Consider the following 12,279-nt stretch of genomic DNA (forward strand, 5'->3'; position numbering starts at 1 on the left):
CGATGTGGAGCGGGTGATGTCACTTTGTAGCCGAGATTGGATAAAACTGACCTAATGTTTAATCCGATTGGTATCACCTCCCTGGACGAGGGACAGACCCGGCGCCTCTTGCAAGGGGCCGGTTTCGCAGCGGCGCACCGCTTCTTTCAGGCGCTGGGGTTTCACGGCTGGCTGGCGCAGCGGCAGTGAGCCCTGGCCGGGCTGCGCCGGATCAACGAGAGGCCCTCTCCAGCGTCAGCAGTGCCTGCTTGATGGGCAGGCCTCCCGCATAGCCGGTGAGGCTGCCATTCTGGCCGATCACCCGGTGGCAGGGGATGATGATGGAGAGCGGATTGCGGCCGTTCGCGGCTCCCACCGCCCGCACCGCGTTTGGCTTGCCGATGGCGCGGGCGATGTCGCCGTAGCTGCGGGTCTCCCCGTAGGGGATGTCGCACAGCGCCTGCCACACCGCTTGCTGAAACGTCGTGCCCCTGGGGGCGAGCGGCAGGGTGAAGCGCTGCAACCGGCCCGCGAAGTAGTCCCGAAACTCGGCGAGGAAGGGGGCGAGCGCCTCGCCGTCCTGCTGCCAGTCCTGCATGTCGGGCAGCGGGCGCAGTCCGGCCAGGAAGTCCACATGGACCAGACCGCGCTCGTCGATGGCGACCAGCAGTTCGCCCTGGTCGGTGGGCATCATGTCATAGCGGATCATGGGCTCTTCTCCTCGTCTTGTGTCTGTGTTGGCCGGGTGAGCAGCGCCGGTTGTTCACTCATGGCGTGCCACAGCCAGCTCGCGGCATAGGCGCGCCACGGCTGCCAGGGGGCGCTGCGCGCTGTCACCTCTTTCACCGGCAGCTTGTCACCGCCCCCCAGCGCCTTTTGCAGCACGAGATCCGAGGCGGGGAAGGCATTCGTGTCGAGCCCGCAGCGCAGCCGCCAGTAAGCGACCGTCCAGGGACCTATGCCCGGCAGCGCGAGCAGTTGCTCGTCGCTTGCCGTGGCGAGGGTGAGTGCGCCGCTTGCGAGCGCCGAGGCCAGCCCTTGCAGGGTGCGGATGCGGCTGCCTGGCATGCCGATGCCGTCGAGATCCAGCTCGCACAGCTGGGTCGGGGTGGGCAGCTGCGCGGTGCCGAACTGCGCCAGGGTGCGCGCCACCAGGCGCCCCATGATGGTGATGGCACCCTTGACCGACACCTGCTGGCCGACGATGGCGCGCAGCATCACCTCGTATTCATCCCACCCCCCCGGCAGCCGCACCCCGGGCCATCGTCCCTGGATGCCGGCGAGCAGCGGATCCTGCCCCAGGTGTTCGCCGATGCGGCTCATGTCGGCGTCGAGATCCCACATGCGGCGCACGCGGTACAGGATGTCCGGCAGCGCTCCCGGCGGCAGATCCTGCACCGTCAGCCTGAGCCTCTCCCCCTCGACGGGCTCGATGCGGATGAGCCCCTCCTGCTCGCCGACCCGGTGACGGCGTTCGTAACCGTGCTCATCCACCCGCTCCAGCCCCGGAATGGCGCGCAACCGGTAGAACGCGAGCATGGCCTGGATGTCGAACGGCGGGCGATACAGCAGGTGCAGTTGCAGGCTCGATTGCGGCGCCGCCTCGCCAGTCCCCCCTTCCTGCTTGCGCAGGGCGCCCGGTGTCATCCCATACGCCAGCAGCCAGGCGTCGTTGAAGCGACGAATGCTCGCAAAGCCTGCGGCAAACGCCACGTCCGTGATGGGCAGGCGCGTCTCCGTCAAAAGCCGTTTCGCAAGCAGCAGGCGGCGCGTCTGCTCCACCTGTTTCGGCGAGGCACCGAGGTGTTGCTCGAACTGGCGCCTCAGGGTGCGCTCCGTGATCCCGGCCTGCGTTGCAAGGGAACCCAGGCTGTGCTCCGCCAGCTCGCCGCGCTCGATGCGCGCCAGCACCTGGGCGACGAGCGGTGGCAGATCGCCGCTCTGGGCCGGTGCGAGCTCGGGGCGACAGCGCAGACAGGGGCGCAGCCCGTGCTGCTCCGCCGCCGCCGCGAAGCGAAAATAGCGCACATTGTGCTCGTGCGGTGCTCGCGCCGGACACACGGGGCGGCAATAGATGCCGGTGGAGAGCACCCCGGTGAAGAAGCGACCATCGAAACGCGCGTCTCGCGCGAGGCGTGCGGCGTGGCACTGCTCCCGGGTGAGACCCGGGATAATCTCGTCCCGTTGGGATGAATGCGGGGGCTCTGTGGTCATGGCATGGCTCGGGTTGCTGTGGGCATGTCCCAGAGACTAAGCGGGGGCGAGAGGGGTGACTAGCCAAAAACGGACAGGAATAGCAAAAATAGTCGGGCAGGGGAAAAACGGGCGCGACGAGAGGCGCGCCCGGGAGCGGTTATTTCAGATAGCGCTGTTCGAGGTGTTTGCGCAGCCACTGGGGATTGAGCGCCTCACCGGTCGCGCGGCGAATGAGCTCGTCCGTGCCGTGCAGGCTGCCCTGGGACCAGATATGGCGACCGAGCCAGCCAAAGATCTCCGGCAGGCGGCCGGACTCTACGAGCGTGCCCATGTCGCCGAGCTCACGCTCGAGTGCAAAGCGCAGTTGCGCCGCGTACATGGCGCCGAGCGTGTAGCTCGGGAAGTAGCCAAACGAGCCGTCCGTCCAGTGGATGTCCTGCATGCAGCCATTCTGGTAATTGCCCTTCGTGGACAAGCCGAGCCACTGTTGCATCTTCGCGTCCCACAGCTCGGGGATGTCCGCGACCTCGATGCGCCCTTCCATCAGGTCCCGCTCCAGCTCGTAGCGCAGGATGACGTGGGCAGGGTAGGTGACCTCGTCCGCATCGACGCGGATAAAGCCGGGCTCGACCCTGTTGTACAGCTTCTCGAGGTTCGCGGGGGCGAGCGCGGCCTGTTCGCCGAAGTGTGCGCGGATGCGCGGTGCAATCTGTGCAAGGAACGCGGGGTGATGGCCGAGTTGCATCTCGCAGAACAGGCTCTGACTCTCGTGAATGCCCATGGAACGCGCCTCGGCCACCGGCTGGCCGAGCAGTGCGCGCGGCAGGCCCTGCTCGTAACGCGCGTGACCCGTCTCGTGGACGATGCCCATCAGGCTGGAGACGAACTCCTGCTCGTTGTAGCGCGTGGTGATGCGCACGTCCGTCGGCACGCCGCCGCAGAACGGGTGGCTGCTCACGTCGAGCCGGCCGTGGGCGAAATCAAAGCCGAGCAGCCCCATCACCTCCTGACCGAGCGCCTGCTGCGTTGGGATCGGGAAGGGGCCTTGCGGCGTAAGGAGCACGTCGCTCTTCTGCCGTTCGCTCACGGTCTGGATGAGGCCGGGCAGCCAGCTCGTCAGATCGCCGAAGATCTGATCCAGCCTCGCGCTCGTCATGCCGGGCTCGTACAGCGCCAGCATGGCGTCATAGGGACGCACCCCGAGCGCGTCGGCGCGCAGGCGAGCCACCTCCCGCGACAGGCGCACCACCTCCTCGAGGTTTGGGGCAAAACCTGCCCAGTCGTTCTCCTTGCGCTGGCGACGCCAGGCGTGCTCGCATTTGCTGCCGGCGAGCGACAGCGCCTCCACCAGCGCCCCCGGCAGCAGGCTCGCATCCTGCCACTGGCGCTTGATCTCCCGCAGGTTCGCACGCTGGTGCTCGTCCAGCGGTTCACTCTCTGCCTTGGCAATCCACTCCCCAAGCTCGGGTGCGGTGCGCTTGCCGTGGATCAGTACGCCGAGCTCCGCCATCGCCTCGGCACGGGCCTCGTTGCCCCCCTCCGGCATCATGGCGGCCTGATCCCAGCCGCAGATGGCGGAGAGGTGGGAGAGGCGGTGCAGTTGTTGCTGATGTTGTTCGAGTTTCTGGTATGACATGGGATTGTCCTTGTTATCGTCCCTGATGGTATGCACCCCGTACCTGGCATGATCGGGGCCGCCCGATGCTAGCACTGCCATCCATCCTGGTGCCACCCTCAGGCAGTCAGCCGAGGCGCTTCTGGTGCCGTTCGCGGTTTTCCGCCTTCTTGCGCTCGCTCTTGCGCAGCAATACGTAGAGCGCACCGCTGCCGCCGTGGCGGCGCTCGGCGCTGTGCATGGCCATCACCGAAGGCAACTGTGGCAGCCAGGCGCTGACATGGCTCTTGAGCAGGGCACGCGGGGTGCTGCGCTCCCCCTTGCCGTGCAGGATCAGCAGGCAGCGGATATCCCGCACTTCGCATTCGGCAATGAACTGCACCAGGGCGATACGGGCCTCGTTGAGCGTCTTGTGGTGCAGGTCGAGGGAGCCTTGCAGCTCGTATTTGCCAAGGCGCAGCTTCTTGTAGACCCCCTCCTGCACGCCGTCACGCTTGAAGCCGACGATGGCATGGGGGTCCAGCATCTCGACTGCTTCCGTGCCAAGGTGATCCAGGGTGAGTTGTTCGGCGGTGGCGGCTTCCCGGCGCGCGAGTTGCGCCTCGGTGGGCTGGCTGTTGCCCGCAACGGGGGCGATATGGTCGCTGCGAAGGGGCCGCACGTCGGCCACTTCAAGCAGGAACAGTGAGAGTTCGTCGTTATGAGACACGGCAGGCTCCCCGCATGAAAATGAGGGAGCCAGTATAGCGGGCCTTGGTGGGCCTTAGAATGGCAACGCTCGCAGGCCCCGGCCCTGCCGGGGAGGGCGGTCTGAGCGAGCCTGGTTATTGCCCCTCTTTGGGCGGCTCTGCGTGCATCACCTTGTAGATGAAATAGACCGCATAGGCGCTGATGAGCAGGAAGGTGCCGAAAATCACCAGCATGGACATCAGCCCCACGCTGTTGCCGAACATCAGGTTCATCCAGAATTCCATCTCGTTCACTCCTGTCACTGGGCGGTGACAGGCATGATAGATACCTCTTCAGGAGGGAGGGGATGATCTCGATCAACTCCCTCTCTGGTTATTTAATCGGCAGCAAATTCTGTGAGCCGACGCGCATCCGGCGCGTCAGGTCGCCGGACTGGACGCTATTTTGCTTTCTCCAGGGTCGGTTCGGTGAGGGGCGTGATGCGCCAGCCCTGCTGCTCCAGCAGGGCGAGCAGCCCGTGCTCGCCGTAAAGATGCAGGGCCCCTACCACGATAAAGCTCTCGTTCGGCAGGCTGGGCCACTTCTTGACCCAGTTGCGGTTGCGCTCCGCCAGCAGGGTCTGTTCCAGCCAGGCTTGCAGCTTGGGCGGCGCCATCTCCTCCCTGAGCAGATTGATGAGGGTGGCCTCGTCCCCGTTCTGCCAGGCGGTCATCACGGCGTCGAACCCCTGCTGGATGTCGGGCAGCTCGTCCAGGGTGCTCTCCAGCATCAGGGTCTGGTTGTCGCCGACGCTCGCGAGATAGCCGAGCTGCTCCAGCAGGGTCTCCAGCCCGACGATGGGCTTGCCGCCGTCGTTCGCCCGCTTGGCGAAGTGCTGGTCGACACCGTATTCACCGCGATAGCCGGTGCGCTCCAGGGCCGCCTGGGTCAGGGTAATGGCCGCAAACCAGGGACGCAGCGGGGCCAGCATGCTCTCGTTCAGACCGTTCTGGCCCGCGGCGATGAGGGTGCGACGGTAGAGGTCGATGGGCAGGTGATCCTTGAGGGTCTTGCCGTCGACGAGCCGGGTGATGGCGCCCATCTCCTGCCACTGCTCCTGGCTGATGTGGGTCATGTCCACCTCCATCACCAGGGCGCGGCTCTGCTGCCAGGCGCGCTCCACCGGGTCCGGCAGGGGATAGAGAGAGGGTTTGCCCGCATGGATGGACCCCAGCAGCCAGTGCTGTTCGTTGCCCTTGTTGATGCGGTAGAAGGCCGGATCGGCCATGGCATGGAGCGGCAGCAGCAGGCAGAGCAGGAAGGAGAGCAGCGTGGGATGGAATCTCATGAGGCACCTTATGTGAGCGGGATGAGTGCTCTATGATAAGTCCTCATTTGTCACAGCCAAGAGGTTTCCCATGCCCCACCTTCGTTTTCGGGCAGTTTCTGTCGACACCCTGCAGCGGATAAGCGCCCCCCTGATGGCGGACCTCTGCGCCCTGACCGGTGGCAAGCCGGAGTTCGTCACCCTGGAGTGCGTGCCGAGCCAGTGGGTACGAGATGGCCAGCCCGAAGCCGGTTTTCCCTTCGTGGAGCTGGTCTGGTTCGAGCGACCGCAGGAGATGCAGGATGCCGCCGCCGCCCTCATCACCCGCCACCTGAAAGCGGTGCTGGGGGAGCAGACCTATGTGGTGGTGCAGGTGCTGCCCATCGTCAAGAGTCACTACTACAGCAACGGCCAGCACTATTGAGCAGGCATCGTTGCTAAGACAGGTGCATGTCAAGAGGAGGCCCGCCGAGGGCCCTCTTTATCAGGCGGATTTGATCAGCAGCTTGTCCAGCCAGCGGCTTGGCAGCAGGCGGCGCAGCACGGTAAACAATTTGGTCGGGAAGGTGACCGGGTAGCGGTGCCTGGGACGCTTGCTCGTGAGCGCATGCACTAACGGCGGGATGCAGGCCTCGCTTGGCAGGGTGTAGCCCCGGGCACCCCCTTCACGCTCCAGCCTGGCCAGCGTCTGGGCATAGGCGTCCTGATGGCGGCTCGCGCTCGGGTCTATGTGGCGCAGGAAGGCCTCCCGGGCATTGGCGCGAAACCGGGTGTCGATGGGGCCGGGTTCGATCAGGCTGATGTGCACGCCGCTGCCCGCGAGTTCCAGGCGCAGGGTGTCGGTATAGCCTTCCAGCGCGAACTTGCTGGCGTTGTAGGCGCCACGATACTTCATGGCCACCAGGCCAAGCACCGAGCTGTTCTGCACGATGCGCCCCTCGCCTGCCGCCAGCATGGGGGGCAATACCTGGCGAATGAGGTGATGCCAGCCAAAGAGGTTGGTCTCGAACTGCTCGCGCAGCGCCTCGGTGGGCAGATCTTCCAGCGCACCGGGCTGGCCATAGTGTCAATGTTAGATGTTGGTGTAGACTGGCCGCCTATGTAAAAGTACAGCGAAAACTGACACGAGAAGGTCGAGGGCGCCGGCAGTGATAGAGCCAAAGATTTACCCATATAGTCGCATCAGCTCAACCAAGCAAGCAAAGGGGCAGGGGCTCACGATACAGGAGGAAGAAGCGTTATTGCAGACCCTCTCTGAGCGCTACGGCTTGTCAATCTACGAACACCGAATGATAGACAGCGGCAAGTCTGCATTTCATGGCCACCACATCAAGGATGGGCAGCTAGGGGGCTTCCTAAAGGCGGCAAAGGTCGGAGAGGTCGCCCCCGGTTCAATCTTGGTTGTGAGCAGCCTTGACCGTTTCAGCCGTCAGGATGTTGTGCAGGCGACCCACGATCTCACAGCTATTTTGAAGCAAGGGATCGGCATTCATTCAGCCATTGAAGGCCGAACATTTTGCGACCCTCACGGAGATAAGCTCTCCGACGGGCTTGATATACAGTTAGCGATCCTAGCATTGGAGCGAGCCCACGGGGAGAGCAAGACGAAACAGGCAAGAGTCTACAAGCTCACCGATCTGGCAATCAGTCGCCATCAGCAGGGAGAGCGCCACGACTCAGGCTATGCCAACGCAATCAAGGTCGTTGGGAATGATGTTTGGTGGGTGGATTCGAAAGATGGAGCTGTCAGGCCCCACCCGATATATCACCCCCTCGCCCGCGAAATTGCACTCAAGCTGATTGACGGGCAGAGCCCATACAAGATTGCCGAGTGGCTTAACGCTGACGCTCCCGAGTGCCCGATTCATCGTTCAGACAAGCGAGAGCCGGGAGCGTGGAGCATTCACGTTCTCAGACGTTTTCACAAAACGAAGGCTCTGATCGGGGAGAAGGTGATCAACGGAATAACTCTGTTTGGCTACTATCCGCCGCTATTAACTGAGGATGAGTATCACCGTTTGATTGATGCTCGGACACGCCGCCAGCGACCCAAGACAACGGGGAAGGCGACCGCCGTTAGCCTCTTTGCTGGACTCAAAGAGGTGGTCTGTATGCACTGCGGTGCAGGCGTCCACATGAATAGAGAGGCGGGTGGGTCGCTGAACTATCGCTGTAGTGCCCACCGTACTGAATATGCTTGCGTCGGATGGAGTAAACGGGCCGAACAGATCGAGCGTGCCCTGCTCGAGATCTGCCTGGACAAGACATGGAGAGAGCCTGAACGAAAGTCTACCAGCCAAGTCTCCGTAATTGAGGGGCAGATAGCGGTAGTAGATGAGGATCTGAGAATTCTGGGAGAACGCCGAAAGGTACAGGGTCTGTCACCTACTTTGCTCGACATGTTCCAAGAGCTTGATGAGCAAAAAGCCGCACTTAGTAAGAGGCTAGAACAGGCCAAAGCCGAAGACGCCGCGATTGAGGTGCAGAACCCGACAGCTCTACAAAGCCGATGGGCAGAGGTCTCTGAAAGCATCCTCGATCCTCGAAACGATGAGGCCCGCGAGTACATGCGGGAGCTACTGCGAGACAGTATCAAGCTGATGACCATTGGCCGGCCTAGCCATGCGAATCTCAGCATTCGTTCGCACATGATGAAATACGGGCAACGCCTAAAAGAAGAGATCCCAAGCGGATCGGCGCGGTTCATGCTTTTGATACACATCACGTTTGTAGACGGAACAAACCGCAGAATACTTTTAACTCGCGAAGGCATTGGCAGGGTTAGTGGATCTGATGCTGAGAAACTATCGCCAGAGATCAAAGAACATTTTGCCAGTATCGAGACCGATTCCGGTTTCTTTAATGGCTATCAGCCTCGCACCGAAGAGTCCGTCATCAGACTTCGAGAGGCAATCACAGCAATGGAGGCATCAGACCCATTACCCGCTGACGAGTACCCTGACGACGAGTATCAATCCGACGAACAGTCAGCCTACTGGGGTGATGAATAGGATATCCCCAGGGATGGCTGCATAAGAGTCAATTTACCTTCATAACCTTCATTGAATATTTGATGGCATTGGACGTTGTGAAGCTGAGACTAACCTCTTTCGGGTGGCTCATAAAGTTTACCTTCTGAGCCGCCGCCCTTCCCCCCTCAGAAGCATGGCTCAAAACTGTTGCTTTTGTTATGAGCCAGTCATATATTGTGACCCATACTTTTTGAGCCACTCCAGAGGGAAACAATGGCTGTTATCGGGTATCTAAGGGTAAGCACTGGCGAGCAGAGCGTTGAGGCTCAGCGCCACAGCATTGAGCAGATCCACAAGGTTGAAACGTGGTTCGCTGACGAGGGCGTATCTGGTGCAGTGAAGGCATTAGATCGCTCGGAATTCTCCGAGCTGTTCAAGTTTGTGCGGAAGGGAGACACGCTAATCGTTCCCGCCGTTGACCGTCTTGGGCGTGACACCATCGACGTGTTGCACACGGTTGAGGCGCTGCAAGCCAAGGGGGTATCGATCATCAGCTTGCGGGAGGGATTCGACCTGTCCACGCCTATCGGTAAGGCCATGTTAACCATGCTGGCCGCCGTCGCAGAGCTGGAACGCTCAAACATCAAGGCCCGCCAGATGGCTGGGATTGCCAAGGCTAAGGCAGAGGGCAAAACTTTAGGGCGTGAGAAGACCATCGACGATACCGCCGTTGCCATCTGGCGTAGGGAGAACGCCGCGAGCATTCAGACAACCGCCGAGCACTTCGGGATCTCGCCTGCCAGTGTAAAACGTGCTTGCCGGGCAGTGTAGGAGGGCAAATCATGACGCGCATCACCATGAGCTCGGAGACGTTGGAGCAGATCCGACAAGGCAAGGTGACACTGAGGCTGGATGCTGGCCTCAACGAGCTCAACGGGACGCTTTGCAGATGCCGTAGTCAACAGTATTGAGTCCAAGCCCCCAAAGCGCAGAACGCCAACCCTTGAGGCACTGCTCATTATCAAAGACGGTTAATACGTCTCTTGTTGTAAGTAATCACTATCATAATTTGTAGCTAATATACTGGTTACATCATATATGGCTTGTTTGTTTCACATGTTATCATATGGCGTTGCAATCACTCAGGAGCTAAGCAATGCCTACCGAAATCAGTCAAAGCACCAGCACCGCCATGCCTCCCCTCAAAGCCATCAAGTTTGTCAGCCTCCCACGACCTGACGCCGAGGTGGTGTCGACATGGGCGAGCTTGACGAGCGTAAGCAACGCCCACTTTTTAAGCATGGCCCTTGAATACTTCGAGACTGGTGAACCCATGAAGATCAAGCGCCTCTCCATGAAGCCGCAGAATACAGTGAAAGTAATACGCCTCCCTCTCGATGCTGGTCTCCGGCTTGCCAGACTGGCATCCGAGCGGCTTTTTTCACCAACCAGCATTTGCAGGCAAGCCATAGCCATGGTGAATGACTCGAAACCGTCTGAACTCTTCGGCAAGGAGTGGAAGCGCTATGCGTCGCACATCGCCGAAGATTGAGGCTCAGGCTATCGCAGCGCTCGCTGCAGACTGGCCGGTCATTGCTGTGGCTGAACAGACCGGGCTCAGCCTATCGACGGTTAAGCGAATCAGGGCCCGGTCAGGGGCACGACCAGGATCTGCTCGCGGGGAGCTCGTAGAAGAGGCTAGGGCAGGCTTGCGAGCGTCGCTATCTTCTGAGTTCGCCGCCAACGAAGGTGCAAGGCTCGTCAGAGCTCAGGTGGCCCTGTGTCATCAGCTTCACACTAAGGCCGCAGAGCTGTTGGATAACCTGACCATCGACGGCGAATGTGACCCACTCCAAGCAGCCAAGATCCTCTCAGCGGTCGCCACCACCGGTAAGCTGGCATCGGATGGACTACGCCGGGTTCTCACCTTGGCAGCAGAGCCTGAGGTAGTAGAGGAGCTACCGGTGCTAGAAGTACGGGATATGCTTGAAGAGGAAATCGCAGTCCTTCGCGCCGAGCAGGAACAAGAACGCATTGCGTGGGGCCTCCCATCATCACTATAGGGTTGACCATTCCGCGCTTTTGTTAGAGATTACCATCCGTAATCTTTGGCTGATAGATCGGCCTTTCTAAAGCTAACGCCGTTTCAGGCGTCATTTCATCGCTGGACAGAACCGACACGGATACTGACCTAACTAGGCCGGGCCGTGGCGAAGTCGTGTGTGTTTCGCACGATTCAGTGGAACGAAATGAACGCCTTGCCGATGGCAGGGAGAGGATAAAAAAATACCGCTCTTACAAAGAGCGGCATAGCTAGAAATTACGCAAGATGATTATATCAAAAAAGCCCCATTTGGACAACAAATGCAGCCCTCACAGCGAGTCATTCAAACTACGAAAGCAGCGCAAACCTCGTAAGCAGCAAAAGCCGTCCGAGCTGGAAACAACCCGTCAGAATATCCGTGAAACACCAGGCAGGGGTATCTTTGATGTCGCTACTGAGTGGACTAATGCGCTTACCCGTGATGCCCTCAAAGGGAACCATCACAAGGCGAGGGGGAGAAGCTCTGTCGAGAAGATAATAGGCCAGATCGCTAAAACAAATTCCCACGCCAAGGTGGTGGGACTCATTGTGGGCGAGAGCCTTATTCTGTCTGCCTTCGCGTCCCGTCAAGACTTCGAAAAACAGATTCGATCTGTAGTATATGATCAGTGTTCTGATAATCTCTTCTTACTTACTTCTAATCCCAACTGGAGAAAGCGCCCAAGAAGCCCATGGGAACGTATCACATCTCAAGAGAGGTTTGCATGGGTTGTATCCGCAGTGATGCAGGGGAGAAAAAGTAAGCAATACACGGCCATAAGCTTGAACCTGTCCAAAGAGGACGCAGCCAAGAGCCCTGTGGATCTGATTGACACCTTGGCAAACCGCATCGAACGAGCGCTCGATTGCAAAATCATGCTCTGCGTCGAAGAGGACAATAAGGGCCGGTCACACTGTCATGGGATCTACTTCGGCAGCATTACTAAAGAGAAGAAAAAGAAGCTCAAGCAAGCGGGCGGTTCGTGGGAGGCCCTGGACTCACGGCATCAGCAGCACACCGTCGAGCGTCGCGGCATGGAGGATGCTATCGGATGGGATTGGTACTTGCACAAGAACTCGGGGGACAACGAGGCCGAGATCCGCATCCCCAACGAGTTGAGAGCACTAGGCCGAGCCCACTATGAGAGAGTGATGGCTCTCTTGCTCCCGCACTTCATTGCCGACCGTGAGGCCCGTCTCCGCAACAACCGACCCACCCCGGAGCAAACAGAACCCTTAGATAAAAACGAGTCTTATCTATCCACCCCTGAAAAAGTCTCTGATGCGATTTCAAACTTCGATGAAGACAACTACACGCCCGGTATTGTCCAAGAAGGACAATCAGACGGCGTACAAACAACCTTGTAGTGGTCTAATCATCCCGGACACCGTTTTAGGTGGTACAGTCGCCACCATTATTTGAGGTGTTCAATGACAA

General features: G+C 60.1%; 13 protein-coding genes and 1 pseudogene. 7 read left to right on the plus strand and 7 right to left on the minus strand.

What is annotated here, in order from left to right; translation table 11 throughout:
• Positions 1–54: 54 nt before the first annotated feature.
• Positions 55–189: a hypothetical protein gene (locus tag OKC41_RS20630; RefSeq protein ID WP_270672330.1), complete on the plus strand. Its 135-nt coding sequence runs from the start codon at positions 55–57 to the stop codon at positions 187–189.
• 22 nt (positions 190–211) lie between these two features.
• Here OKC41_RS20630 and OKC41_RS20635 read toward each other — a convergent pair whose 3' ends face one another.
• The 6 genes from OKC41_RS20635 to OKC41_RS20660 form a co-directional block, all read right to left on the minus strand.
• Entirely contained in the window at positions 212–688 is a 477-nt protein-coding gene (locus OKC41_RS20635; RefSeq protein ID WP_052815165.1) for a methylated-DNA--[protein]-cysteine S-methyltransferase, read from the minus strand.
• Entirely contained in the window at positions 685–2,193 is a 1,509-nt protein-coding gene (locus OKC41_RS20640; RefSeq protein ID WP_270672331.1) for an AlkA N-terminal domain-containing protein, read from the minus strand. Before OKC41_RS20640 ends, OKC41_RS20635 begins: the two co-directional genes overlap by 4 nt.
• A gap of 139 nt (positions 2,194–2,332) precedes the next feature.
• The gene (locus OKC41_RS20645) at positions 2,333–3,811 is read right to left on the minus strand and encodes a carboxypeptidase M32 (protein ID WP_039041058.1); all 1,479 of its coding nucleotides are present in this window, start codon (positions 3,809–3,811) and stop codon (positions 2,333–2,335) included.
• A 106-nt stretch (positions 3,812–3,917) separates the two neighbouring features.
• Positions 3,918–4,499, minus strand: a complete 582-nt coding sequence (gene smrA / locus OKC41_RS20650) for a DNA endonuclease SmrA (RefSeq protein WP_042864312.1) — start codon at positions 4,497–4,499, stop codon at positions 3,918–3,920.
• A 115-nt stretch (positions 4,500–4,614) separates the two neighbouring features.
• Positions 4,615–4,764: a DUF3149 domain-containing protein gene (locus OKC41_RS20655; protein ID WP_010673287.1), complete on the minus strand. Its 150-nt coding sequence runs from the start codon at positions 4,762–4,764 to the stop codon at positions 4,615–4,617.
• Between the two features lie 155 nt (positions 4,765–4,919).
• Positions 4,920–5,807 (minus strand): TraB/GumN family protein, encoded by an 888-nt coding sequence (locus tag OKC41_RS20660; RefSeq protein ID WP_041214639.1) that lies wholly within the window; start codon positions 5,805–5,807, stop codon positions 4,920–4,922.
• A gap of 70 nt (positions 5,808–5,877) precedes the next feature.
• On the opposite strand from OKC41_RS20660, the gene OKC41_RS20665 reads away from it, so the two are divergent.
• Positions 5,878–6,210 carry a DUF1904 family protein gene (locus OKC41_RS20665; protein WP_039041060.1) on the plus strand — a complete coding sequence of 111 codons (333 nt, stop codon included), beginning with the start codon at positions 5,878–5,880 and terminating at the stop codon, positions 6,208–6,210.
• Between the two features lie 60 nt (positions 6,211–6,270).
• On the opposite strand, the pseudogene OKC41_RS20670 reads toward OKC41_RS20665, so the two are convergent.
• A pseudogene (locus OKC41_RS20670) lies at positions 6,271–6,849 on the minus strand (SDR family NAD(P)-dependent oxidoreductase); the annotation flags it as partial.
• 85 nt (positions 6,850–6,934) lie between these two features.
• Here OKC41_RS20670 and OKC41_RS20675 point away from each other — a divergent pair.
• From OKC41_RS20675 to OKC41_RS20695, 5 genes are all read left to right on the plus strand, one after another.
• Positions 6,935–8,797, plus strand: coding sequence for a recombinase family protein (locus tag OKC41_RS20675; RefSeq protein WP_270672332.1), 1,863 nt, complete (start codon positions 6,935–6,937; stop codon positions 8,795–8,797).
• A 234-nt stretch (positions 8,798–9,031) separates the two neighbouring features.
• A complete protein-coding gene (locus OKC41_RS20680; RefSeq protein ID WP_258119676.1) occupies positions 9,032–9,589 on the plus strand; it encodes a recombinase family protein in 558 nt (185 codons plus the stop codon).
• A gap of 325 nt (positions 9,590–9,914) precedes the next feature.
• Positions 9,915–10,310, plus strand: coding sequence for a hypothetical protein (locus OKC41_RS20685; protein ID WP_258119674.1), 396 nt, complete (start codon positions 9,915–9,917; stop codon positions 10,308–10,310).
• A complete protein-coding gene (locus tag OKC41_RS20690) occupies positions 10,285–10,821 on the plus strand; it encodes a hypothetical protein (protein ID WP_270672334.1) in 537 nt (178 codons plus the stop codon). The genes OKC41_RS20685 and OKC41_RS20690 overlap by 26 nt, the downstream gene beginning before the upstream one ends.
• A gap of 266 nt (positions 10,822–11,087) precedes the next feature.
• Entirely contained in the window at positions 11,088–12,209 is a 1,122-nt protein-coding gene (locus OKC41_RS20695) for a hypothetical protein (protein WP_270672335.1), read from the plus strand.
• Positions 12,210–12,279: the final 70 nt, after the last annotated feature.

The organism is Aeromonas sp. QDB17, from assembly GCF_027705305.1.
Classification (GTDB): Bacteria; Pseudomonadota; Gammaproteobacteria; order Enterobacterales; family Aeromonadaceae; genus Aeromonas; species Aeromonas caviae.